The 23,814-nt window shown below is 56.8% G+C and carries 27 protein-coding genes; 18 read left to right on the top strand and 9 right to left on the bottom strand.

What is annotated here, in order from left to right; all coding sequences use genetic code 11:
- Nucleotides 1-64 precede the first annotated feature (64 nt).
- From folC to HMPREF3142_RS24865, 5 genes are all read left to right on the top strand, one after another.
- Nucleotides 65-1,333, top strand: coding sequence for a bifunctional tetrahydrofolate synthase/dihydrofolate synthase (folC, locus tag HMPREF3142_RS24885; RefSeq protein WP_012540972.1), 1,269 nt, complete (start codon nucleotides 65-67; stop codon nucleotides 1,331-1,333).
- Nucleotides 1,323-2,018, top strand: a complete 696-nt coding sequence (dedD, locus tag HMPREF3142_RS24880; RefSeq protein WP_008803928.1) for a cell division protein DedD — start codon at nucleotides 1,323-1,325, stop codon at nucleotides 2,016-2,018. The genes folC and dedD overlap by 11 nt, the downstream gene beginning before the upstream one ends.
- Nucleotides 2,019-2,234: 216 nt before the next feature.
- On the top strand, nucleotides 2,235-2,723 hold the full coding sequence (gene cvpA, locus HMPREF3142_RS24875) for a colicin V production protein (protein ID WP_002913214.1): 489 nt from the start codon (nucleotides 2,235-2,237) through the stop codon (nucleotides 2,721-2,723).
- Nucleotides 2,724-2,756: 33 nt separating this feature from the next.
- The gene (purF, locus tag HMPREF3142_RS24870) at nucleotides 2,757-4,274 is read left to right on the top strand and encodes an amidophosphoribosyltransferase (protein ID WP_002913213.1); all 1,518 of its coding nucleotides are present in this window, start codon (nucleotides 2,757-2,759) and stop codon (nucleotides 4,272-4,274) included.
- Nucleotides 4,275-4,408: 134 nt separating this feature from the next.
- Nucleotides 4,409-4,993: a UbiX family flavin prenyltransferase gene (locus HMPREF3142_RS24865; protein WP_008803929.1), complete on the top strand. Its 585-nt coding sequence runs from the start codon at nucleotides 4,409-4,411 to the stop codon at nucleotides 4,991-4,993.
- A gap of 65 nt (nucleotides 4,994-5,058) precedes the next feature.
- Here HMPREF3142_RS24865 and HMPREF3142_RS29615 read toward each other — a convergent pair whose 3' ends face one another.
- Nucleotides 5,059-5,220 carry a hypothetical protein gene (locus HMPREF3142_RS29615; protein WP_163595256.1) on the bottom strand — a complete coding sequence of 54 codons (162 nt, stop codon included), beginning with the start codon at nucleotides 5,218-5,220 and terminating at the stop codon, nucleotides 5,059-5,061.
- A 45-nt stretch (nucleotides 5,221-5,265) separates the two neighbouring features.
- Between HMPREF3142_RS29615 and argT the strand changes: the two genes are divergently transcribed.
- From argT to hisP, 5 genes are all read left to right on the top strand, one after another.
- Nucleotides 5,266-6,048: a lysine/arginine/ornithine ABC transporter substrate-binding protein ArgT gene (gene argT, locus HMPREF3142_RS24860; protein WP_008803930.1), complete on the top strand. Its 783-nt coding sequence runs from the start codon at nucleotides 5,266-5,268 to the stop codon at nucleotides 6,046-6,048.
- Nucleotides 6,049-6,315: 267 nt separating this feature from the next.
- Nucleotides 6,316-7,098, top strand: coding sequence for a histidine ABC transporter substrate-binding protein HisJ (gene hisJ / locus HMPREF3142_RS24855; protein ID WP_002913209.1), 783 nt, complete (start codon nucleotides 6,316-6,318; stop codon nucleotides 7,096-7,098).
- A gap of 64 nt (nucleotides 7,099-7,162) precedes the next feature.
- The gene (locus HMPREF3142_RS24850; RefSeq protein ID WP_004201769.1) at nucleotides 7,163-7,849 is read left to right on the top strand and encodes a histidine ABC transporter permease HisQ; all 687 of its coding nucleotides are present in this window, start codon (nucleotides 7,163-7,165) and stop codon (nucleotides 7,847-7,849) included.
- Nucleotides 7,846-8,562: a histidine ABC transporter permease HisM gene (hisM, locus tag HMPREF3142_RS24845; RefSeq protein WP_002913207.1), complete on the top strand. Its 717-nt coding sequence runs from the start codon at nucleotides 7,846-7,848 to the stop codon at nucleotides 8,560-8,562. The genes HMPREF3142_RS24850 and hisM overlap by 4 nt, the downstream gene beginning before the upstream one ends.
- A 7-nt stretch (nucleotides 8,563-8,569) precedes the next feature.
- On the top strand, nucleotides 8,570-9,343 hold the full coding sequence (gene hisP / locus HMPREF3142_RS24840) for a histidine ABC transporter ATP-binding protein HisP (protein ID WP_008803931.1): 774 nt from the start codon (nucleotides 8,570-8,572) through the stop codon (nucleotides 9,341-9,343).
- 5 nt (nucleotides 9,344-9,348) lie between these two features.
- On the opposite strand, the gene HMPREF3142_RS24835 is transcribed toward hisP, so the two are convergent.
- The gene (locus tag HMPREF3142_RS24835; protein WP_008803932.1) at nucleotides 9,349-9,876 is read right to left on the bottom strand and encodes a GNAT family N-acetyltransferase; all 528 of its coding nucleotides are present in this window, start codon (nucleotides 9,874-9,876) and stop codon (nucleotides 9,349-9,351) included.
- Nucleotides 9,877-9,995: 119 nt separating this feature from the next.
- On the opposite strand from HMPREF3142_RS24835, the gene HMPREF3142_RS29610 reads away from it, so the two are divergent.
- Nucleotides 9,996-10,112, top strand: coding sequence for a hypothetical protein (locus HMPREF3142_RS29610; RefSeq protein WP_004217247.1), 117 nt, complete (start codon nucleotides 9,996-9,998; stop codon nucleotides 10,110-10,112).
- Here the strand turns inward: HMPREF3142_RS29610 and HMPREF3142_RS24830 are convergent.
- The 3 genes from HMPREF3142_RS24830 to yfcG form a co-directional block, all read right to left on the bottom strand.
- On the bottom strand, nucleotides 10,092-10,985 hold the full coding sequence (locus HMPREF3142_RS24830) for a TIGR01777 family oxidoreductase (protein WP_070612835.1): 894 nt from the start codon (nucleotides 10,983-10,985) through the stop codon (nucleotides 10,092-10,094). The two genes, HMPREF3142_RS29610 and HMPREF3142_RS24830, sit on opposite strands and share 21 nt — an antisense overlap.
- A gap of 18 nt (nucleotides 10,986-11,003) precedes the next feature.
- On the bottom strand, nucleotides 11,004-11,366 hold the full coding sequence (folX, locus tag HMPREF3142_RS24825) for a dihydroneopterin triphosphate 2'-epimerase (RefSeq protein WP_002913200.1): 363 nt from the start codon (nucleotides 11,364-11,366) through the stop codon (nucleotides 11,004-11,006).
- Between the two features lie 65 nt (nucleotides 11,367-11,431).
- A complete protein-coding gene (gene yfcG / locus HMPREF3142_RS24820) occupies nucleotides 11,432-12,061 on the bottom strand; it encodes a GSH-dependent disulfide bond oxidoreductase (protein WP_012967506.1) in 630 nt (209 codons plus the stop codon).
- 190 nt (nucleotides 12,062-12,251) lie between these two features.
- Between yfcG and yfcF the strand changes: the two genes are divergently transcribed.
- Genes yfcF through yfcD form a run of 3 tightly spaced genes read left to right on the top strand, consistent with a single transcriptional unit; the run spans nucleotide 12,252 to nucleotide 14,107 of the window.
- Nucleotides 12,252-12,896, top strand: a complete 645-nt coding sequence (yfcF, locus tag HMPREF3142_RS24815; RefSeq protein ID WP_016161591.1) for a glutathione transferase — start codon at nucleotides 12,252-12,254, stop codon at nucleotides 12,894-12,896.
- Nucleotides 12,897-12,952: 56 nt separating this feature from the next.
- Nucleotides 12,953-13,504, top strand: a complete 552-nt coding sequence (yfcE, locus tag HMPREF3142_RS24810; RefSeq protein WP_043876250.1) for a phosphodiesterase — start codon at nucleotides 12,953-12,955, stop codon at nucleotides 13,502-13,504.
- Between the two features lie 57 nt (nucleotides 13,505-13,561).
- Nucleotides 13,562-14,107: an NUDIX hydrolase YfcD gene (yfcD, locus tag HMPREF3142_RS24805; RefSeq protein WP_012540981.1), complete on the top strand. Its 546-nt coding sequence runs from the start codon at nucleotides 13,562-13,564 to the stop codon at nucleotides 14,105-14,107.
- A 90-nt stretch (nucleotides 14,108-14,197) separates the two neighbouring features.
- Here the strand turns inward: yfcD and pta are convergent, their stop codons facing one another.
- Together pta and ackA are read right to left on the bottom strand one after the other, a co-directional pair.
- The gene (gene pta / locus HMPREF3142_RS24800) at nucleotides 14,198-16,345 is read right to left on the bottom strand and encodes a phosphate acetyltransferase (RefSeq protein ID WP_070612833.1); all 2,148 of its coding nucleotides are present in this window, start codon (nucleotides 16,343-16,345) and stop codon (nucleotides 14,198-14,200) included.
- A 191-nt stretch (nucleotides 16,346-16,536) separates the two neighbouring features.
- Nucleotides 16,537-17,739 (bottom strand): acetate kinase, encoded by a 1,203-nt coding sequence (gene ackA, locus HMPREF3142_RS24795; protein WP_008803940.1) that lies wholly within the window; start codon nucleotides 17,737-17,739, stop codon nucleotides 16,537-16,539.
- A 338-nt stretch (nucleotides 17,740-18,077) separates the two neighbouring features.
- Here ackA and yfbV point away from each other — a divergent pair, with 338 nt between their 5' ends.
- The 4 genes from yfbV (at nucleotide 18,078) to HMPREF3142_RS24775 (ending at nucleotide 21,695) form a co-directional block, all read left to right on the top strand.
- Entirely contained in the window at nucleotides 18,078-18,533 is a 456-nt protein-coding gene (gene yfbV / locus HMPREF3142_RS24790; protein ID WP_002913194.1) for a terminus macrodomain insulation protein YfbV, read from the top strand.
- Nucleotides 18,534-18,620: 87 nt separating this feature from the next.
- A complete protein-coding gene (locus HMPREF3142_RS24785; protein ID WP_012540982.1) occupies nucleotides 18,621-19,115 on the top strand; it encodes a YfbU family protein in 495 nt (164 codons plus the stop codon).
- Nucleotides 19,116-19,126: 11 nt separating this feature from the next.
- Entirely contained in the window at nucleotides 19,127-19,786 is a 660-nt protein-coding gene (locus HMPREF3142_RS24780) for a sugar phosphatase (RefSeq protein WP_008803942.1), read from the top strand.
- Nucleotides 19,787-19,862: 76 nt separating this feature from the next.
- On the top strand, nucleotides 19,863-21,695 hold the full coding sequence (locus HMPREF3142_RS24775; protein ID WP_008803943.1) for an SLC13 family permease: 1,833 nt from the start codon (nucleotides 19,863-19,865) through the stop codon (nucleotides 21,693-21,695).
- A 45-nt stretch (nucleotides 21,696-21,740) separates the two neighbouring features.
- Here HMPREF3142_RS24775 and yfbR read toward each other — a convergent pair whose 3' ends face one another.
- On the bottom strand, nucleotides 21,741-22,340 hold the full coding sequence (gene yfbR, locus HMPREF3142_RS24770) for a 5'-deoxynucleotidase (RefSeq protein WP_002913188.1): 600 nt from the start codon (nucleotides 22,338-22,340) through the stop codon (nucleotides 21,741-21,743).
- Between the two features lie 81 nt (nucleotides 22,341-22,421).
- Complete coding sequence (gene alaA / locus HMPREF3142_RS24765; RefSeq protein WP_008803944.1) at nucleotides 22,422-23,639, bottom strand: alanine transaminase AlaA; 1,218 nt, start codon at nucleotides 23,637-23,639, stop codon at nucleotides 22,422-22,424.
- Nucleotides 23,640-23,814: the final 175 nt, after the last annotated feature.

Genomic DNA, 23,814 nt, shown 5'->3' with positions numbered 1-23,814 from the left:
GCAGGGCCTGGCGGCGCTGCCCTTTTTTATTCATACGCGTTAACCGTCAATTCTTACGGGCATCATGGAAAAAGATCCTATTCCTCAGGCCACGTCGCCCCTGGCTACGTGGCTTTCTTATCTGGAACATCTGCACAGTAAAACCATCGACCTGGGGCTGGCGCGCGTCAGCGAGGTCGCCGGGCAGATGGATATCGTTAAACCGGCGCCATTTGTTTTTACCGTCGCGGGCACCAATGGCAAAGGCACCACCTGCCGCACGCTGGAAACCGTCCTGATGGCGGCCGGCTATAAAGTGGGGGTCTACAGCTCCCCGCATCTGGTGCGCTACACCGAACGCGTGCGCATTCAGGGAGCGGAACTGCCGGAGGCCGCGCATACGGCCTCGTTTGCTGAAATCGAAGCCGCGCGCGGTGACATCTCGTTGACCTATTTTGAGTACGGCACGCTCTCGGCGCTATGGCTGTTTAAGCAGGCGCAGCTGGATGTGGTGATCCTTGAGGTCGGGCTGGGTGGCCGTCTCGACGCCACCAATATCGTAGATGCCGACGTCGCGGTGGTCACCAGCATCGCCCTCGATCATACCGACTGGCTGGGGCCGGATCGCGAAAGTATCGGCCGGGAAAAAGCGGGTATCTTTCGCGCCGGTAAACCGGCGGTGGTGGGTGAGCCGGATATGCCGCACACCATTGCCGACGTGGCCAGCGAGAAGGGCGCGCTGCTCCAGCGCCGCGGCGTCGACTGGTGCTATGAGGTGGAGGACGAGACTTGGTCCTTCCGCGACGCGGCCGGGGCGTTAAGCCGCCTGCCGTTGCCTCAGGTGCCGTTGCCGAATGCGGCGACGGCCGTGGCGGCGCTGCGCGCCAGCGGGCTTGCCGTGGATGACGCCATCCTCCGCGATGGGATCCGCGACGCGATGCTGCCGGGCCGTTTTCAGATAATCAGCGATGCCCCGCGGGTGATCCTCGATGTAGCGCATAACCCGCACGCGGCGGCCTATCTCGCCGGGCGTCTCAAAACGTTAGCGAAAACGGGACGCGTGCTGGCGGTTATTGGTATGCTGCATGATAAGGACATTGCCGGTACGCTGGCCAATCTGGCCCCGGAAGTCGACGCCTGGTACTGCGCGCCGCTGGAAGGCCCGCGCGGCGCGACGGCGGAGCAGCTGGTGGAACATTTGCGTGGCGGCACAGTCTATACCAGCGTGGCGCAGGCGTGGCATGCGGCCATGGCTGACGCTAAAGTGGAAGATACCGTGCTGGTGTGTGGTTCGTTTCACACCGTAGCGCAGGTTATGGAAGAGATAGACGCGGGGAGAATCGGTGGCGAGTAAGTTTCAGAACCGTTTAGTCGGGACAATCGTGCTGGTGGCGCTGGGGGTGATTATCCTGCCAGGGCTGCTGGACGGGCAGAAAAAGCATTACCAGGATGAGTTTGCCGCGATCCCGCTGGTGCCGAAACCGGGCGATCGCGATGAACCGGATATGTTGCCAGCGGCGACCCAGGCGTTGCCTTCGCAACCGCCGGAAGGGGCGGCGGAAGAGGTGCGGGCGGGCGATGCCGCCGCGCCATCGTTAGATCCATCGCGTATTCCGGTGAACAGCAACAGCTTCGATGACGTTCAGGAGCCGGTGGTGGCCGCGAAACCGCAGCCCAAGCCGCAGCCGAAACCACAGCCGCAGCCGCAACAGCAGGCCGCGACGCCAACGCCGCCGCCGGCTAAGCCACAGCAGCAACAGCCACCGCAGCAGCAGGCGGCCCTGCCGGCGCCGACCGGGAAAGCCTATGTGGTTCAGCTGGGCGCGTTGAAGAACGCCGATAAGGTGAATGAGATTGTGGGTAAACTGCGGGCCTCGGGTTTCAAAGTCTATACGTCGCCTTCGACGCCGGTACAGGGTAAAATTACCCGCATCCTCGTCGGCCCGGATGCGTCAAAAGACAAGCTGAAAGGCCAGCTGGGCGATCTACAGCAGATCTCCGGGCTTAGCGGGGTCGTGATGGGCTTCACCCCAAACTGATTGTTTTTTCCGCCATGCGGAGAGAACGTGGCGGGGAGAAACGCCCCGCAAACCCTGTCTCAGCCGCCCTCAAGAGGCGAAAGGCAGTCTGGCGTTGAATGTTTTTTCAGCGCCATTTTTATTTCTGTAGGGCATGGAAATCCCTACGCAAACGTTTTCTTTTTCTGTTAGAATGCGCCCCGAACTGGACGACAGGGCGTAAATCGTGGGACGTATATGGTCTGGATTGATTACGCCATTATGGCGGTGCTGGGTCTTTCTTGCCTGGTCAGCCTGATCCGCGGCTTTGTTCGCGAAGCTTTATCGTTAGTGACGTGGGGTTGCGCGTTTTATGTCGCCAGCCATTACTACGCTGACCTGTCTGTCTGGTTTACGGGCTTTGAGGATGAACGGGTTCGAAATGGGATTGCTATTGCGGCGCTGTTTATCGTGACGCTCATCGTTGGCGCTATCGTGAACTATGTGATAGGCCAGCTGGTGGAGAAGACCGGTTTGTCAGGAACCGACAGGGTATTGGGGATCTGCTTCGGCGCGCTACGTGGGGTGCTGATCATCGCCGCTATCTTGTTCTTCCTGGACACCTTTACCGGAATGGCGAAGAGCGATGACTGGCATCAGTCGCAGTTTATTCCCTATTTTACCCCCGTCATCAGATGGTTTTTTGAATACCTGCAAAGCTCGTCAAGTTTCTTGCCTAAAGTATAGACTTTGGGTCGTTGCTGAACGAGGAAAAGACGTATGTGCGGTATTGTCGGTATCGCCGGTGTTATGCCGGTTAACCAGTCGATTTATGATGCGCTAACGGTGCTCCAGCACCGTGGACAGGATGCCGCTGGCATCATCACCATTGATGCCAACAACTGCTTCCGGTTGCGTAAGGCTAACGGGCTGGTAAGCGACGTATTCGAAGCCCGCCACATGCAGCGTATGCAGGGCAATATGGGTATTGGCCACGTGCGTTATCCTACGGCGGGCAGCTCCAGCGCCTCCGAGGCGCAGCCGTTTTACGTTAACTCGCCGTATGGCATCACATTGGCGCATAACGGCAACCTGACCAATGCGCACGAGCTGCGTAAAAAGCTGTTTGAAGAAAAACGCCGCCATATCAATACCACCTCTGATTCCGAAATCCTCCTCAATATTTTCGCCAGTGAGCTGGATAACTTCCGTCACTACCCGCTGGAAGCGGACAACATCTTCGCTGCGATTGCGGCGACCAACCGCCTGATCCGCGGCGCGTACGCGTGCGTCGCGATGATCATCGGTCATGGCATGGTGGCCTTCCGCGACCCTAACGGCATTCGTCCGCTGGTGCTGGGTAAACGTGACGTTGGCGACGGTCGCACTGAGTATATGGTGGCCTCGGAAAGCGTGGCGCTTGATACGCTTGGTTTTGAATTCCTGCGCGATGTCGCGCCGGGCGAAGCGGTCTATATTACTGAGAAAGGCCAGCTGTATACCCGTCAGTGTGCCGATAATCCGGTCAGCAACCCATGCTTGTTCGAGTACGTCTATTTTGCCCGTCCGGACTCGTTTATTGACAAAATTTCCGTCTACAGCGCCCGCGTCAACATGGGGACTAAGCTGGGCGAAAAGATTGCCCGCGAGTGGGAAGATCTGGATATTGACGTCGTTATCCCGATCCCGGAGACCTCCTGCGACATCGCGCTGGAAATCGCCCGCATTCTCGACAAACCTTATCGTCAGGGCTTTGTGAAGAACCGCTACGTCGGCCGGACGTTTATCATGCCCGGTCAGCAGCTGCGTCGTAAATCTGTTCGTCGTAAGCTCAACGCCAACCGTGCGGAATTCCGCGATAAGAACGTGCTGCTGGTCGATGATTCCATTGTACGCGGCACCACCTCGGAGCAGATCATTGAGATGGCGCGCGAAGCGGGGGCGAAAAAAGTGTATCTGGCCTCCGCTGCGCCGGAAATTCGTTTCCCGAACGTGTACGGTATCGATATGCCGACCGCCAACGAACTGATCGCCCATGGCCGCGAAGTGGATGAGATCCGCCAGATCATCGGCGCCGATGGCCTGATTTTCCAGGATCTCAACGATCTGATCGACGCGGTGCGCGCGGAGAACCCGGATATTCAGCAGTTTGAATGCTCGGTGTTCAACGGCGTATATGTGACCCGGGATGTCGACCAGCAGTACCTCGACTATCTTGACTCCCTGCGTAACGATGATGCCAAAGCGGTCCAGCTGCAGAACGAAGTCGAAAACCTCGAGATGCACAACGAGGGTTAACCCGTTCGCGCGTCGCGGCCCGCCGCTCCTGAGGGACGGCGGGCTTTTTTTCGCCCCTCAACTGCGCATCAATAGTTGCGCCACAGGCTATAATCCGGCAAAGTCTGCGGCACACGCGCAAGGGGTAACAGAACGTGAAACGACTGATTATTGGCATTTCTGGCGCCAGCGGCGCTATCTATGGCGTGCGGATGCTGCAGGTGTTGCGGGATGTGCCGGAGATTGAGACCCATCTGATCCTCAGCCAGGCGGCACGGCAAACGCTGGCCCTCGAGACCGACTTCAGCGTGCGCGACGTGCAGGCGCTGGCCGATGTGGTGCATGACGCCCGCGATATCGCCGCCAGTATCTCTTCCGGTTCGTTTAAAACCGCCGGGATGGTGATTTTACCCTGCTCAATGAAAACACTCTCGGGTATTGTCCATAGCTATACGGATGGCCTATTGACGCGGGCGGCCGATGTTGTGCTGAAGGAGCGTCGTCCGCTGGTGCTCTGCGTGCGGGAGACCCCGTTCCATCTCGGCCATCTGCGACTGCTGGTTCAGGCCGCGGAGCTCGGGGCGGTGATAATGCCGCCGGTGCCGGCCTTTTATCATCGGCCGCAAAGCCTGGATGATGTCATCAACCAAACCGTCAACCGGGTGCTCGATCAGTTCGATATTAGCCTGTCTCAAGACTTGTTTACTCGCTGGCAGGGGGCACAGGACTGCACTAAATAAGTGCAGTCAATGTACGCTTGCGCCGCAGTGGTGCAAATTTGTCGTCCCGATCAAATCCTCGACATTTATTTCGTCTTTTTGCGCTGAGGCACTGCGGTTTCGCCAGTAATGCTGGTATCTTCCCTTCCAAGACAATCCTGCAACTTTATTTTAACAAATTTAACCCTGTTCCCGGCACGCATCGGGAAGATGGCACAAAAACTGCAGGATTGATCGGCAATCACCATAACAAGCAACGCACCACATCACGACACGACACTTAAGGGTACTGTATGAAGAAGACGATTCTGGCTCTCTCTTTACTCGTGGGAATGAGCAGCACAGCCAGCGTGTTTGCTGCTCTGCCGCAGAGCATTCGCATTGGCACTGACGCGACCTATGCGCCATTTTCGTCGAAAGACGCAAAAGGGGACTTTGTTGGTTTTGATATCGATTTAGGCAATGAGCTGTGCTCCCGAATTAAGGTGAAATGTACCTGGGTCGGCAGTGATTTTGACTCCCTGATCCCCTCCCTCAAGGCGAAGAAAATTGACGCCATCATCTCTTCGCTCTCCATTACCGAGAAGCGTCAGCAAGAGATCGCTTTCTCTGACAAGCTTTATGCCGCTGACTCGCGTCTGATCGCCGCCAAAGGGTCGCCGATCCAGCCGACGCTGGAGGCGCTGAAAGGCAAGCACGTCGGGGTGCTGCAAGGTTCTACTCAGGAAGCCTATGCCAATGACCGCTGGCGCAGCCAGGGCGTTGACGTGGTGGCCTACCAGAACCAGGATCTGATTTATTCAGACCTCGCTGCTGGCCGTCTGGATGCGGCGCTGCAGGATGAAGTCGCCGCCAGCGAAGGCTTCCTGAAACAGCCTGCCGGGAAAGATTTCGCCTTCGCCGGCCCGTCGGTGAAAGATAAAAAGTACTTTGGCGATGGTACCGGTATCGGTCTGCGTAAGGACGACGTCGAACTGAAAGCCGCGTTTGATAAAGCGCTGGGCGAGATACGTAAAGACGGCACCTACGACAAAATGGCGAAGAAATACTTCGATTTTAACGTGTACGGCGACTAAGACTGCTGCAGGCCCGCACGATAGTGTGGGCCTGACGCCATACTCGTGATCCTGCCCCAGAACGGTGCAACAAAAAACGCTGTGGATCATTTCAGTGCAAAAGCAGCCAGTTTTTTGGCTAAAAAATGCATAGTTAAGCGTTTCTGATGCAAAAAATCGGCCTTTCTGGTGCATAAATCTTTGCCCTCAAGGGGCGAATAATGGCACGATAACTGGCGTAAATAGTTCTAATAAACCCGTTAGAATGACAGTCTGTCGAGGATAGTTATGAAAAAACTGGCGTTGTCTCTCTCTTTAGCGCTGGCCCTTTCCAGCGTTTCCACAGTCTTTGCCGCCATTCCGCAAAAAATTCGTATTGGCACCGATCCGACTTATGCCCCCTTCGAATCGAAGAATGCGCAGGGGGAATTGGTGGGTTTTGATATCGATCTGGCAAAAGAGCTGTGTAAGCGTATTAATACCCAATGTACCTTTGTTGAAAACCCGCTGGATGCACTGATCCCCTCCTTAAAAGCGAAGAAAATCGACGCGATTATGTCTTCGCTGTCGATTACCGAAAAGCGCCAGCAGGAAATTGCCTTCACTGACAAGCTGTACGCGGCAGATTCGCGTCTGGTGGTGAAAAAAGGCAGCCCGGTAACGCCGGATCTCGCCACCCTGAAGGGTAAGCGCGTGGGTGTGCTGCAGGGGACGACTCAGGAAACCTATGGCAATGAGCACTGGGCGCCGAAAGGTATCGAAATTGTCTCCTATCAGGGGCAGGACAATATCTATTCCGACCTGACCGCCGGCCGTATCGACGCCGCGTTCCAGGATGAGGTCGCGGCCAGTGAAGGGTTCCTGAAACAGCCTATCGGTAAAGATTACCAGTTTGGCGGACCATCGATTAAAGACGAGAAGCTGTTCGGCGTCGGTACCGGTATGGGGCTGCGTAAGGAAGACAACGAACTGCGTGAAGCGCTGAATAAGGCGTTTGCAGAGATGCGTAAGGACGGCACCTACGACAAACTGGCGAAAAAATACTTCGATTTTAACGTATACGGCGAATAATTCTCACGCCTCGCCATTGCGTGCGTTTCGCGCGCAATGGTGAATGACAGACAGGGTAGGCAGCATGCTGTATGGGTTTTCACAGGTTATTTTGCAGGGTGCGCTCGTCACCCTGGAGCTTGCGCTCAGCTCGGTCGTTCTCGCCGTCCTGATAGGGCTGGCGGGCGCTGGCGCAAAGTTATCGAGCAACCGTCCTCTGGCGCTGGTATTTGAAGGCTATACCACACTGATTCGCGGCGTGCCCGATCTGGTGCTGATGCTGCTGATTTTCTATGGCCTGCAGATTGCGCTGAACAGCGTCACCGATGCGCTGGGCATGGCGCAGTTTGATATCGATCCGATGATCGCCGGGATTATTACCCTCGGCTTTATCTATGGCGCCTATTTTACGGAAACTTTCCGCGGCGCCTACCTTGCGGTGCCGAAGGGGCATATCGAAGCGGCTACCGCCTTTGGCTTTAGCGGCGGGCAGACGTTCCGGCGTATTCTGTTCCCGGCGATGATGCGCTACGCGCTGCCGGGGATCGGCAACAACTGGCAGGTTATTCTCAAGGCAACGGCGCTGGTCTCGCTGCTGGGGCTGGAGGATGTGGTCAAAGCCACGCAGCTGGCCGGGAAAAGCACCTGGCAGCCGTTCTATTTCGCCATCGTCTGCGGCCTGATTTATCTGGTGTTTACCACCCTTTCTAATGGCGTACTGCTGCTGCTCGAACGCCGCTATACCGTTGGCGTGAAGAGGGCTGACCTGTGATTGAAATTATTCAGGAGTACTGGAAATCACTGCTGTGGACCGACGGCTATCGCTTTACCGGCGTGGCGATTACCTTATGGTTGCTGATCTCTTCGGTGGTGATGGGCGGCATTCTGGCGGTGTTTCTGGCCATTGGCCGCGTCTCGAGCAATAAATTTATCCAGTTCCCCATCTGGTTGTTCACTTACATCTTTCGCGGCACGCCGCTGTATGTACAACTGCTGGTTTTTTACTCCGGCATGTATACCCTGGAAATCGTCAAAGGCACGGAGCTGCTGAACGCTTTTTTCCGCAGCGGGCTAAACTGCACGGTGCTGGCGTTAACCCTGAATACCTGCGCCTATACCACTGAAATTTTCGCCGGGGCGATCCGCTCAGTACCCGCCGGAGAAATTGAAGCGGCACGGGCCTACGGCTTCTCGTCCGTCAAACTGTACCGCTGCATTATTCTGCCTTCCGCGCTGCGCATTGCGCTACCGGCCTACAGTAACGAAGTGATCCTGATGCTGCACTCCACCGCGCTGGCGTTTACCGCTACGGTGCCGGATCTGCTGAAAATCGCTCGCGATATTAACTCCGCGACCTATCAGCCGTTCACCGCCTTTGGCATCGCCGCGGTGCTCTATTTAATTATCTCGTATGTGCTGATTAGCTTGTTCCGTAAAGCGGAAAAGCGCTGGTTGCAGCATATCAAACCTTCTTCGACGCATTGAGAACGCCATGTCCGACAATAAATTAAACGTTATCGATCTGCACAAACGCTATGGGGAACACGAGGTGCTGAAGGGCGTCTCCCTGCAGGCGAAAGCCGGGGATGTTATCAGTATCATCGGTTCATCGGGTTCCGGAAAAAGTACCTTTTTGCGCTGCATTAACTTCCTTGAAAAACCGAGCGAAGGCACGATCGTCGTCAGTGGCCAGAATATTGGCCTGGTGCGGGATAAGGACGGCCAGCTGAAGGTGGCTGATAAGAACCAGCTGCGCCTGCTGCGCACCCGCCTGACCATGGTGTTCCAGCATTTCAATCTGTGGAGCCATATGACGGTGCTGGAGAACGTCATGGAGGCGCCGATTCAGGTGCTGGGCTTAAGCAAACAGGAAGCGCGCGATCGCGCGGTAAAATACCTGGCCAAGGTCGGGATTGACGAACGTCAGCAGGCGAAATACCCGGTGCATCTCTCCGGCGGCCAGCAGCAGCGTGTCTCGATTGCCCGCGCGCTGGCGATGGAGCCGGAAGTGCTGCTGTTTGATGAGCCAACGTCCGCTCTGGATCCGGAACTGGTGGGCGAAGTGTTGCGTATCATGCAGCAGCTGGCGGAAGAGGGAAAAACCATGGTGGTGGTGACCCACGAAATGGGCTTTGCCCGCCACGTCTCTTCGCATGTTATTTTCCTGCATCAGGGCAAAATTGAAGAAGAAGGGCATCCGGACGCGCTGTTTGGCGCGCCGAAAAGCCCGCGCCTGCAGCAGTTTCTGAAAGGGTCGCTGAAATAACCGGCTCACCCGGCGTCTGTAGGCGTCGGGTGAGCTTCCCGCTCCAGCCGATAGATCCAGTCATCGTAATCGATGCCGTTCAGATGATAGGCTTTCTCCAGCACCTGGGTGCGCACAAAGCCTTGCTTCTCCAGCAGGCGCGATGAGCCATGATTTTCACTCAGCACCCAGGCATTGATGGCCTGCACCCCCAGCGTGCTGAAACCATAATCGCAGATCGCGCGCAGCGCTTCGCTGGCATAGCCTCTTCCCTGAGCCTGCGGTAACAGGGCGTAGCCTACGTCAGCCTCGTGCGGATTTTTCGGACTGATGCGTAGCCCAATATCGCCCAGCGCGTCGCCGCGTTTATCACGTAAAACAAACACCCCGGGATCGGCACAGCGGCTGGCAAACACGCTGCGTAGCGCCGTCTCGCTTAACACTTCCCCCATAAAACGCATCACCAGCGGATCCTGGCGCAGGCGCAGAAAAAAGGGCCAGTCATCGGTAACAAAGCGGGTAAGTGAAAGGCGTGGTGTGGTGATGGTTGTCATAAAGCAGTCAATACGCAGAAAGAAAAGCCTACCTTAGCACTTTGCTTTGCCAGGTAACACCGGCGAACCGGCCGGCTGGCGGTGAATTCAGGCGATTAAGGGCGCTGGTTGTCCTGAATATGGCGATGCTGCAGCGCCAGGGGGAGGCCATCCAGGCGTGGAGCATGAGCCAGCAGAATGGAATCAGGGGAGCCAATGCTCCCCTGTGTCAGCCATTAACTCAGCACATCCTTTAGCGCTTCGTCCAGATCGTACCAGCGGAAGGCGAATCCAGCGGCTTCCAGACGCTTAGGCAGCGCGCGCTGGCCACCGAGCACCAGGACGGCAGACTCACCCATCAGCAGGCGAATAGCAGCGGCAGGAACGCGGAAAATGGCTGGTCGATTGAGCGCATGACCCAAGGCGTGGGCGAACTGTTCGTTATGCACCGGGTAGGGAGAAACCATATTGAACGGACCGCGTAGATCGTTATCCAGCAGCCACAGAATGCCGTTAACCATATCGTCGATATGGATCCAGGCCAGATACTGTCTGCCGCTGCCGATAGGCCCACCGAGGCCGAGCTTAAAGGCGGGCGTCATTTTGCCGAGAATACCGCCCCGCGGGGCCAGTACCACGCCGGTGCGCAGCAGGCAGACGCGGGTACGTTCGCTTTGCGCTTCGCAGGCAATTTGCTCCCAGCGGGCGCAAAGCTTATGGGTAAACTCATTGTGCGGTGGTTCTTCTTCGGTCACCACCACCTCGCCGAGATCGCCATAGTAGCCGGTGGCAGACCCGCTGATCAGCACGGAGGGAGGCGTGTCGCTGGCGTGGATCAGGCCCACCAACCGCTGAGTGAGATCCCAGCGGCTATGGCACAAGCGTTGTTTTTGCTCAGCCGTCCAGCGTTTATCAGCAATGGGCTCACCTGCCAGATTAATCACGGCATCCATATCATTGAGGTGGTGATGGCCTTCGAAATCGCGCCACAGCGTGACGCGCGGATCGAGGCGGGCGCGGGCGCTATCCGGGTGCCGCGTGGAAACCGTGACGCTATGCCCCAGCTCCAGCAACCGGGGTATCAGATGTCGGCCAATCAGGCCGGTGCCACCCGTAAGCAGGATCTTCATACCACCTCCCTGACATCGTTATCGCCGCCAGCTCATGGTCATCGACACCGAGTCGGCATAGCGTAGCGCATGAAGTTTATCGATCTCCACTTCAGCATATGTGACCCAGTGATGTTCGCATGCGATATTCAGCACATCCTGAGTTAATTTTTCCAGCAACGAGAAACGGCCATTCTCAAGATGGCTGATGATGCGCTTGGTAATGGTGCGGTAGTTCAGCGCATCATTGATGTCTTCGCTATCGCGCGCCTTATCGGCGGGATAGTGAATCGCCACATTCACCACCACGTCCTGGCGGTTGGCGATCTCTTCCTCTTTAATTCCAATAAAAGTACGCAGGCGCAGGTTCTTAATACGAATAATGGCGTCTGGTTGAGACATTGCAGGCTTCCTCCGTGTTGTAAGTTCTGCAATCATACAACAAAGCGCGACGGGCGAGCAGGGGGTTAATAAGGCTGAATTTTTAGCATCGCTTCAATGGTCGCCGGTCGCTGCTTAATGCGCTCATACCAGTTATGCACCGCCGGATAGTTCGCCAGATCGATACGCTGTCGGACATGGTTGTTGACCCAGGGCCAGGCGGCAATATCGGCGATGCTGTAATGGTCGCCGCCAAGCCACGGACTGGCTTCGAGGCGGTGGTTGAGAACCCCGTACAGTCGCTGGGTTTCCACCTGAAAACGTTCAATGGCATAGGGCACCGTTTGCGGCGCCGAGTGGGCAAAATGCTGATTTTGTCCCAGCATCGGCCCAAGACCGCCGACCTGCCAGAATAGCCATTGCAGAGTAATATAGCGCTCCCGCAGCTCACCGCTCAGCAGCTTGCCGCTTTTCTCCGCCAGATAGAGCAGGATGGCGCCGGACTCGAAGACGCTCAACGGCGCCCCGCCATCGACAGGCATATGGTCGACAATCGCCGGGATTTTGTTATTCGGCGAAATCGCCAGAAACTGTGGATGAAACTGTTCCCCTTTGCCGATATCGACCCGAATTAGCCGATAGGCCAGCTGCGCCTCTTCGAGAAACAGGGTGATTTTGTGGCCGTTTGGGGTGGGTGCATAGTAGAGATCGATCATAATATTTCCCGCCGTCGTGGGTCGCAAACTGTTCGAGTATAGGTGAAGCTGCGCAACCCGGGTGGAAATCCGCGAGCGGCGCATCGGTCTGGAGGCAGCCACGTGATGCTGACGCGCGGACGAGCAGTGACATCCCCGGCAAGCCAGGCTATGTTGGCTTATTGTCCTGTCTACCATCCTTGAGGAAGCCATGAGCCAGCCTGTGATTACCCTGTGGTCCGATGCCGATTTTTTCTCACCGTATGTGATGTCTGTCTATGTCGCCCTGCAGGAAAAGAGCCTGCCTTTTAGCCTTAAAACCGTCGACCTGAACCGCGGCGAACATCTGCAGGCCGGCTGGACGGGCTATACCGCCACCCGTCGCGTACCGCTGCTGGAGGTTGATGATTTCGCGCTGAGCGAGTCCTCGGCGATTACCGAGTATCTGGATGAGCGTTTCGCCCCGCCGGAGTGGGAGCGTATATACCCGCATGATCTGCAAAAACGCGCCCGCGCCCGGCAGATCCAGGCCTGGCTGCGCAGCGATCTGGTGCCGATTCGTGAAGAGCGATCGACCGCCGTGGTGTTTGGCGGGGTGAAAATGCCGGCCCTCAGCGAGGCAGGCAAGCAATCTGCGGAAAAACTGTTTACCACCGCCGCCATGCTACTGGCCCACGGCGGGCAAAATTTATTTGGCGAATGGTCCATTGCCGACGCCGACCTGGCGCTGATGCTCAATCGTCTGGTTCTCAATGGCGATGAGGTGCCGGAGACGCTGGCCGATTATGCGACTTTTCAGTGGCAACGGGCCTCAATCCAGCGTTACGCCGCGCTTTCCGCCAAACGCGCAGGCTGATCGCCCGCCGCGCTTCCGCTATCATAGTGGCATTGTAACCAGTGGAGATGGAATCTATGAAACTGATGTTTGCCTCCGATATTCACGGTTCGCTGCCCGCTACGGAACGCGTGCTTGAACGATTCACGCAAAGCGGCGCCAGGTGGCTTATTATTCTCGGCGATGTGCTCAATCACGGGCCACGCAATGCGCTGCCGGAAGGGTATGCGCCGGCGGAGGTGGCCGAGCGGCTTAACAGCGTGGCGGAGCGCATTATTGCCGTTCGCGGCAATTGCGACAGCGAAGTGGATCAGATGCTACTTCGTTTTCCCATGACCGCGCCCTGGCAACAGGTGCTCAGCGAACGCTACCGCCTGTTTCTGACCCATGGCCATCTTTATAGCCCGGAAAATTTGCCGCCGCTGGACGCTGGCGATGTTCTGGCTTACGGCCATACTCATATTCCGGTTGCGGAAAAACGCGGTGCGATCTACCTGTTTAATCCTGGCTCAGTGAGTATCCCGAAAGGGGGATATTCCGCCAGCTATGGGCTGCTGGATCAGGGCCGTCTGCAGGTTTTAGCACTCAATGATAATCAGGTTATTGCAGAGGTCGCAATTTACCCGTAATTTAGCCCTCAATCATAAAGACGCGCCGCGAGAGCGCTTTCAAAGTAAGGTTTCCTGATGGCGGAACAGAATCATTTGGCAAGCACAGAATGGGTCGATATTGTTAATGAAAACAATGAGGTGATAGCACAATCCAGCCGCGAGCAGATGCGCGCGCAGTGCCTGCGTCACCGGGCGACCTATATCGTCGTTCACGACGGAATGGGAAAAATTCTGGTGCAGCGACGCACCGAGACAAAAGACTTTCATCCGGGCATGCTGGATGCGACCGCCGGCGGCGTCGTTCAGGCCGATGAGCAACTGCTGGAGTCTGCCCGTCGCGAGGCCGAAGAAGAGTTAGGCATCGCGGGAGTACCGTTTGCCGATCACGGTCAGTTTTATTACGAAGATAAGTTCTGTCGCGTCTGGGGAAGCCTGTTCAGCTGCGTCTCGCATGGGCCATTTGCGCTGCAGGAAGAAGAGGTCAGCGAGGTGTGTTGGTTAACCCCGGAAGAGATCACCGCCCGCTGCGATGAATTCACGCCGGACTCGCTGAAAGCGCTGGCGCTGTGGATGACCCGTAACGCGGGTAATGAGTATGATGACGCGGAAGAGGGCGAGTAATACCGCAATCGCGCAGCAGCAACAGCTGCTCGCCTCCTGACGAAAAAAGGCAGCCATCTGGCTGCCTTTTGCTTTTATCTCAGCGGGGAATTACTTCTGCTGCTGAGCTGACTGGATCGCGGTCAGAGCGATGGTATAGACGATATCGTCAACCAGGGCGCCACGAGACAGGTCGTTGACCGGCTTGCGCATACCCTGCAGCATCGGCCCGATGGAGATCAGGTCGGCAGAGCGCTGTACCGCTTTGTACGTGGTGTTACCGGTGTTCAGATCCGGGAAGATGAAAACGGTCGCGCGGCCAGCAACCGGCGAATTCGGCGCTTTGGATTTCGCCACGTCAGCCATGACGGCGGCGTCGTACTGCAGCGGGCCATCGATCATCAGGTCAGGACGTTTCTCCTGCGCCAGACGGGTCGCTTCGCGGACTTTCTCGACATCGCTACCCGCGCCGGAGGTACCGGTGGAGTAGGAGAGCATCGCTACGCGCGGTTCGATACCGAAAGCAATGGCGGAGTCAGCGGACTGAATAGCGATTTCCGCCAGCTGTTCTGCCGTCGGATCCGGGTTGATCGCGCAGTCGCCGTAGACATAAACCTGTTCCGGCAGCAGCATGAAGAATACGGAAGAGACCAGCGAGCTGCCCGGTGCGGTTTTGATCAGCTGCAGCGGCGGACGAATGGTGTTGGCGGTGGTGTGAACCGCGCCGGACACCAGGCCGTCGACTTCGTCTTGTTCCAGCATCAGGGTGCCGAGAACCACGTTGTCTTCCAGCTGCTCGCGAGCGACGGCTTCGGTCATGCCCTTGCTCTTACGCAGTTCGACCAGGCGAGCCACGTAGCTTTCGCGAACCACTTCCGGGTCGACGATTTCGATACCCGCGCCCAGCTCAACGCCCTGCGCTGCGGCAACGCGGTTGATCTCATCCGGGTTACCCAGCAGCACACAGGTGGCGATGCCACGTTCCGCACAGATAGCGGCGGCTTTCACGGTACGCGGTTCGTCGCCTTCCGGCAGGACAACGCGTTTGCCGGCTTTGCGCGCCAGCTCGGTCAGCTGGTAGCGGAAGGCTGGCGGGGAGAGACGGCGGCTGCGCTCGGAGGTCGCGGTCAGCGATTCGATCCAGTCGGCGTTGATGTAGTTGGCCACGTATTCCTGAACTTTCTCGATGCGCTCGTGATCGTCAACCGGTACTTCGAGGTTGAAGCTCTGCAGGCTCAGGGAGGTCTGCCAGGTATTGGTATTGACCATAAACACCGGCAGGCCGGTGGCGAAGGCACGTTCGCACAGCTTGCTGATGCGCGCGTCCATTTCATAGCCGCCGGTCAGCAGGATGGCGCCGATTTCCACGCCGTTCATCGCGGCCAGGCAGGCAGCGACCAGCACGTCAGGACGATCTGCCGAGGTGACCAGCAGCGAGCCTGCACGGAAGTGCTCCAGCATGTGTGGGATGCTGCGCGCGCAGAAGGTCACGGATTTCACGCGGCGGGTGTTGATATCGCCTTCGTTGATGATGGTGGCATTCTGGTGATGCGCCATGTCGATCGCGCGGGTGGCGATCAGATCGAAGCTCCACGGCACCGCGCCCAGTACTGGCAGGGAGCTGCCTTTCTGCAGCTGAGCCGGGTCGATCTTCACGACTTTCGCTTTCGACGAGTCGTCGAAGATTTCGGACAGGTCAGGACGGGTACGGCCCTGCTCGTCGACCGGTGCATTCAGTTTGTTGACGATAACGCCGGTAATGCTGGTGTTTTTCGCGCCGCCAAAGCTGTTGCGGGTCAGTTCAATACGCTCGTTCAGCTGCTCTGGCGTATCGGTGCCCTGCGACATCACGAAGACGATTTCCGCGTTCAGCGTTTTGGCGATTTCAAAGTTCAGCGCCTGCGCGAACTGATGCTTACGGGTCGGCACCAGGCCTTCCACCAGTACTACTTCCGCATCCTGAGTGTTCGCGTGGTAGTTGGCGATGATCTCTTCCATCAGCACATCTTTCTGATTGCTGGAGAGCAGAGATTCAACGTGGTTCATCTTCAGCGGTTCAGCGGCGGTGGTCGTGGAGGAGCTGGCGCGAACGATGGTGGTGGTCTGGTCTGGCGCATCGCCACCGGAGCGCGGTTGGGCGATTGGTTTAAAGACGCTCAGACGAACGCCTTTGCGTTCCATAGCACGGATCACACCGAGGCTGACGCTGGTCAGGCCTACGCTGGTACCGGTAGGAATTAACATGATAGTACGGGACACGGTATATCCTCTTTCGTTACCGCCAGTATCAGGCGGGATACAAAACAGCACCACCAGCTACCCGTCATACTTCAAGTTGCATGCGCGTTGGCTCTACTTGCTCACCCCGGTGGCGTACGCCACCGGGGATTTGCTGCGTCGCCGCCTTCCTGCAGCTCGAATTATTGAAGGTTATGGCTGGCGGTGTGGAATTAAGCGGTCAGACGGCTGGCGTCTTGCGCGATGACCAGTTCTTCGTTGGTCGGGATAACCACGGCAGGACGGGTGCCTTCTTTGTTGATGAAGCCAGACTTGCCGAAACGGGCAGCCAGGTTACGTTCGTGGTCAACTTCGAAGCCCAGGACGCCCAGTTTGCCCAGCGACAGTTCACGCACCATCGCGGCGTTTTCACCGATACCGCCGGTGAAGATAACGGCGTCGAGACGACCGTCCATCAGCGCGGTGTAGGAGCCGATGTATTTCGCCAGGCGGTGGCAGTAGACATCCATCGCGCGTTTAGCGTCGGCTTTTTCCTGGTAGTTGTCTTCCACGTAGCGGCAGTCGCTGGTGACTTCGGTCAGACCCAGCAGGCCGGACTCTTTGGTCAGCATTTTGTTGATCGCGTCAACGCTCATGCCCAGGGTGTCGTGCAGATGGAAGATGATTGCCGGGTCGATGTCGCCGGAGCGGGTACCCATCACCAGACCTTCCAGCGGCGTCAGCCCCATAGAGGTATCAACGCATTTACCGTTACGGATAGCGGAAACAGAACCACCGTTGCCGAGGTGGCAGGTGATGATGTTCAGCTCTTCCACCGGCTTGTTCAGGATCTTAGCGGCTTCCTGAGTCACATAGAAGTGGCTGGTGCCGTGCGCGCCGTAACGACGAACGCCATGCTCTTTGTACAGGCTGTACGGCAGGGCGTAGAGATAGGATTCTTCCGGCATGGTCTGGTGGAACGCCGTATCGAATACGGCCACGTTTTTGTCTTTCAGATGCGGGAAGGATTTCAGCGCTTCAGCGATGCCGATCAGGTGCGCCGGGTTGTGCAGCGGTGCGAAAGACGCTGCGTCTTTAATACCCTGAATCACAGACTCGTCGATCACCACGGAGCTGGTGTATTTTTCACCGCCGTGTACGATACGGTGGCCGATTGCGGTCAGCTGAGCAGACAGTTCTGGTTTTTGTGCCAGAATAGTGTTAACGATAAAGTTCAGTGCTTCACTGTGCGCGGCACCGGCGCCTAATTCAGCTTCTTGTTTGCCGCCGTCAATTTTCCATTTGATACGGGCTTCCGGCAGGTGGAAGCATTCCGCTAAACCGGACAGATATTCGTCGCCGTTAACGGCATCAAGGATAGCAAATTTCAGAGAGGAGCTACCGCAGTTCAGAACCAGTACTAACTTACTCGACATGGAAGTACCTTTTTATGATACGTGGCTAAAAAAACGTCAGTGTGTCATTAGCGTAGCGCAGGATGACCTCGACATTTATGATTAACATCATGCCTTGTTCTGTTTTCGGGCACGATGAGAGAAGTACATTTGATTTTATGCCATTTTGCATAATTTTCAGCCAATGGCAGAATATGCGATAATTTGACTAGCCTGGCAAAAGAGTCTATCCGCCCTTTCAGGCGGGCACAGGATACCTGATTGCGGCATCCTTTGCCAAAATCTTTTGAACGATGTCATGCATAGTTGGTGTTTTGCACGAATTTTTTAAGTTTTATATGTAAAGTTGAGGTAAAGCCATGTCGACCCCTGAGAAACGCCCCGTTAGCTTCTTTAGCTTGTTCAACCGCGGGCAGCATTACGCAAAGACCTGGCCTCTCGACAAGCGCCTCGCGCCGGTGTTTATCGAAAACCGCATTATTCGTGCCACCCGCTATGCTATCCGTATCATGCCGCCGATCGCCATTTTTACGCTGTGCTGGCAGATAGCCCTGGGCGGCCAGCTGGGTCCCGCTGTCGCCACCGCGCTGTTTGCCCTGAGCCTGCCGATGCAGGGATTATGGTGGTTGGGTAAGCGTTCGGTGACGCCGCTGCCGCCCTCCATTCTTAACTGGTTTTACGAAGTGCGCGGCAAACTGCAGGAGGCGGGGCAGGCGCTGGCGCCGGTCGAAGGCAAGCCCGATTATCAGGCGCTGGCTGACACGCTTAAGCGCGCCTTCAAACAACTGGATAAAACTTTCCTTGATGATTTGTAATTCACTACGGAAAACGCATATAAAAGAAGGCGCATGATTTATGCGCCTTCTTTATTTCACGCCCTACCGTGCTACAGGAGTCACAACATGGAAATGACCAATGCGCAGCGTCTGATTTTATCCAATCAGTACAAAATGATGACGATGCTCGACCCGGACAATGCGGAACGCTACCGTCGTCTGCAGACCATCATTGAGCGTGGGTATGGGCTGCAGATGCGCGAACTGGACCGCGAGTTTGGCCAGCTGACGGAAGAAACCTGCCGTACCGTTATCGATATCATGGAGATGTACCACGCGCTACATGTCTCCTGGACCAACCTGAAAGACGCGGCGGGTATCGACGAGCGTCGGGTTACCTTCCTCGGATTTGATGCCGCCACCGAAGCGCGTTTTCTCGGCTATGTACGCTTTATGGTCAATATTGAAGGCCGCTACAGCCATTTTGACGCCGGCACTCATGGCTTTAACTCGCAGACCCCGATGTGGGAGAAATATCAGCGGATGCTGAGCGTCTGGCACGCCTGTCCGCGCCAGTATCACCTGAGCAGTAATGAAATTAACCAAATTATCAATGCCTGAGGGAGGTGCCCGTGCAGTGTAAAGGTTTCCTGTTCGATTTAGACGGGACGCTGGTGGATTCCTTGCCGGTGGTGGAGCGTTCATGGTGTAAGTGGGGCGATCGTTTCGCCATTGACCATGATGAAATTCTCAGTTTTATTCACGGCAAGCAGGCCATTACCTCTATTCGCCATTTTATGCCGGGTCGTAGCGAGGAGGATATCCAGGCCGAATTCCGCTTCCTCGAGCAGATTGAAGCCACTGATATCGAGGGCATTGTCGCTCTGCCGGGGGCGTTAACCCTGCTGAGTACCCTCAATGAGGCTGGGATCCCATGGGCGATTGTCACTTCCGGGTCGGTGCCGGTTGCCCACGCGCGTCATCGCGCGGCAGGCCTGCCGATGCCGGAGGTCTTCATCACCGCTGAGCAGGTAAAACACGGAAAACCGGCGCCGGACGCCTATCTGCTGGGCGCCGAGCGGCTGGGACTACCGGCCGATCAGTGCGCGGTGGTAGAAGATGCGCCGGCGGGGTTGCTCTCCGGCCTGGCGGCGGGGTGTCGCACCATCGCGGTCAACGTGCCTGCCGATGCCCCTCGACTGGATGAAGCCGACCTCGTGCTGAGTAGCCTGGACGATCTGGTGATCGAACGCCAGGCGGACGGCTATGTTAATGTGCGTCTTAAAGCGTAAACGTATGATTTCGCCCCGCGTTGCCGGGGCTTTTTTATGCCACTATGTCGACTCCCACTTGTGACAAGGAAACGTTGTGAACGGTGAATTGATTTGGGTTTTATCCCTTCTGGCTATCGCGGTTGTGCTGTTTGCTACCGGCAAGGTGCGCATGGATGCTATCGCCCTGATGGTCATTGTCGCCTTCGTCCTCAGCGGCACGCTGACGCTGAATGAAGCCTTTTCCGGGTTCAGCGATCCTAACGTGATCCTGATTGCCGCCCTGTTTATTATCGGTGATGGCCTGGTGCGTACCGGGGTGGCCACCAAGATGGGGGCGTGGCTGGTGAGTGTGGCGGGCAACAGCGAAACCAAGATGCTGGTTTACCTGATGCTCACCGTCGCCGGGCTGGGTGCGTTTATGAGTTCAACCGGGGTGGTCGCCATTTTCATTCCGGTAGTGCTCAGCGTGTCGGCGCGGATGAATACCTCTCCCTCGCGGCTGATGATGCCGCTGAGCTTTGCCGGACTTATCAGCGGGATGATGACTCTGGTCGCAACGCCCCCCAACCTGGTCGTCAACAGTGAACTGCTGCGCGAAGGGCTGCACGGCTTCAGTTTTTTCAGCGTCACGCCGATTGGCCTGGTGGTGCTGATCCTGGGCATCGTCTATATGCTGGCGGTGCGCTTTATGCTGAAGACAGAGAATGGCGAATCCGCGCGTGATGGCCGTAAAAGAAGCACCTTCCGCGACCTGATCCGCGAATATCACCTCACTGGCCGCGCCCGCCGGCTGGCGATCCGTCCTGGTTCGCCGATGATCGGCCAGCGTCTTGATGATTTAAAACTGCGTGAGCGGTACTGTGCCAACGTCATCGGCGTCGAACGCTGGCGGCGGTTCCGTCGGGTGATTGTTAACGTCAACGGGGTATCGGAATTCCGCGCCCGCGACGTCCTGCTGATCGATATGTCCGCCTCCGATGTCGACTTACGCCAGTTCTGTGGTGAGCAGATGCTCGAGCCGATGGTGCTGCGCGGCGAGTATTTTGCCGATCAGGCGCTGGATGTGGGCATGGCGGAGGTGTCGCTGATCCCGGATTCGGAGATGATTGGTAAAACGGTGCGTGAGATAGCGTTCCGCACCCGGTTTGGTCTCAATATCGTCGGCATGAAGCGCGATGGCGAGGCGATGGATGGTTCCGTGGTCGATGAGCCGCTGCAGCTCGGCGATATCCTGCTGGTGGTCGGCAACTGGCGGCAAATTGCCCTGCTGGCGAAGCGTGGGCGTGATTTCGTGGTGCTCAATATGCCGGTTGAAGTGGATGACGCTTCGCCGGCACACAGCCAGGCTCCGCACGCGATTTTCTGTCTGGTGTTGATGGTAGCCCTGATGCTCACTGATGAAATTCCCAACCCGATTGCCGCGATCATCGCCTGCCTGCTGATGGGCAAATTCCGCTGCATCAACGCCGAAAGCGCCTATAAGGCGATCCACTGGCCAAGCATTATTTTGATTGTCGGGATGATGCCGTTTGCCCTGGCGTTGCAGAAAACCGGCGGGGTAGATCTGGTGGTCAAGGGACTGATGGACGTCGCCGGAAGCGAGGGGCCTTATCTGATGCTCGGCTGCCTGTTTGTAATGTGCGCGGCGATAGGCCTGTTCATCTCTAATACCGCGACCGCGGTCCTGATGGCGCCTATAGCCCTGGCAGCAGCGAAGTCAATGGGGGTGTCGCCCTATCCCTTCGCCATGGTGGTGGCGATGGCGGCTTCGGCGGCGTTTATGACTCCGGTTTCCTCGCCGGTCAACACCCTGGTGCTTGGCCCGGGTAAGTATTCCTTCAGCGACTTTGTGAAGATTGGCGTGCCCTTCACCGTACTGGTGATGGTGGTCTGCGTGCTGCTGATCCCGGTATTGTTTCCGTTTTAAGGGTGTCAGGCCGGGTAGGGCGCAACCGCTGCCCGGCCTGAAAAATTACAGCGGCGAATCCTGGCTTATTTCATCCAGCGACAGCTGGAAGCTCGGGACAAACACCTGCATAAAGTAATCCATCTCTGCGCTTCGCCGCGACGCCAGCGTCTTTTCCAGACGGCCTTTGGCCAGCAGAAATTCGTTGTTACCCGCAGACAGCTCTTCGAGGCACTTCAGGTAAGCGCAGAGGGCGTCAGCCTGTTTAACGATCGACTGCTCTTCCTCACTGTAGTGATGCTCATCAATCAGCGGCTCGAAAATATCGCGCAGCTCGTCAGGGACCATATCCACCAGCTTTTGCTGAGCAATTTTCTCAATCGCCTTATATTCCTGGGCAATCTGGGAGTTGAAATATTTCACCGGGGTAGGGAGGTCGCCAGTTAATACTTCGGAGGCGTCATGGTACATCGCCAGCAGGGCGATACGTTCTGCGTTGACCTGGCCGCCAAATTTACGGTTTTTAATTGCCGCCAGCGCATGGGCGACCATCGCCACCTGCAGACTGTGTTCGGAGACATTTTCGGTGCGCACGTTGCGCATCAGCGGCCAGCGGTTAATCAGTTTCAGGCGGGAGAGGTGGGCAAAGAAATGACTCTGACTCATAGGAACCCTTAATCAGTGACAACATCGGGTTCCATTGTGCGCAGGGATCGCCGCCGGATGCAAATGCCGGCGGCGTAGCGATTAAAGCTGGTGGTAGCCGGAGAGGAAGCGGCCAAAGCGGGAGATCGCCATCTCCAGGTCGTCTTCACGAGGCAGCGTCACAATGCGCACATGATCCGGCCACGGCCAGTTGAACGCGGTACCCTGCACCAGCAGGACTTTCTCCTGCAACAGGAAGTCGAGCACCATTTTCTGGTCGTCGTGAATATTGAAGCGTTTGGCATCGATTTTCGGGAACATATACAACGCGCCTTTTGGCTTCATGCAGGAGACACCCGGAATATCGTTGATCAGCTCCCAGGCGCGGTTGCGTTGTTCATACAGGCGCCCGCCGGGAATGATGAATTCGCTGATACTCTGGTAGCCGCCCAGCGCCGTCTGGATAGCATGTTGTGCCGGCACGTTGGCGCACAGACGCATCGACGCCAGCATCTCCAGGCCTTCGATATAGCCCTTCGCGTGTTTTTTCGGGCCATTCAGCACCATCCACCCCTGACGGAAACCGGCAACACGGTAGGTTTTCGACAGTCCGTTGAAGGTCACGGTCAGCAGATCTGGCGCCAGAGCAGCAATCGAGTGATGCTGGGCTTCGTCGTAGAGGATCTTATCGTAGATCTCATCGGCGAAAATAATCAGGTTATGCTGCCGGGCGATCTCGACGATCTCCTGCAGCAGTTCTTTGGAATAGACCGCGCCGGTGGGGTTGTTGGGGTTAATGATCACGATCCCGCGGGTGCGCGGCGTGATTTTTGCGCGGATATCGTCAAGATCCGGGAACCAGTCAGCGGATTCGTCACACAGATAGTGGACCGCTTTGCCACTGGAAAGCGACACCGCCGCCGTCCACAGTGGGTAGTCCGGCGCGGGAACCAGCATCTCATCGCCGCTGTTTAACAGCGCCTGCATCGCCTGCACAATCAGTTCGGACACGCCGTTGCCGATGTAAATATCTTCTACCGTGACATCACGCATTCCCCGGGCCTGGTAATGCTGCATGATGGCTTTGCGCGCCGAATACAACCCTTTCGAATCGCAGTAACCCTGGGCAGTAGGCAGATTGCGGATGACGTCGACGAGGATCTCGTCAGGGGCCTCGAAGCCGAATGGCGCCGGGTTGCCGATGTTCAGTTTCAGAACTTTATTGCCTTCTTCCTCAAGACGTTTCGCTTCTTTCAGAACCGGGCCACGGATGTCGTAACAGACGTTCTCTAACTTGCTGGATTTTTCGATGGGGGACATGAATCTTGACCTTTTAGCTGTTATCGCCACTCCCTGCCGTGGAAGTCAGCACGGAACAATGTACTCCGCATCCCCGCTGTTTTGAAGGCTTTGCAGGAGAAGATTTTGCTAACGCAGGATTTTAAGCGTAATTGATTTATCTGCCGCTTACGGTTTTAGGTTGTAGGTTATACCT

It is taken from the genome of Klebsiella sp. HMSC16C06, from assembly GCF_001808325.1.
GTDB lineage: Bacteria > Pseudomonadota > Gammaproteobacteria > Enterobacterales > Enterobacteriaceae > Klebsiella > Klebsiella variicola.
Note: the sequence above shows the minus strand (reverse complement) of the source record. Positions and strands in the feature narration are given on the sequence as shown.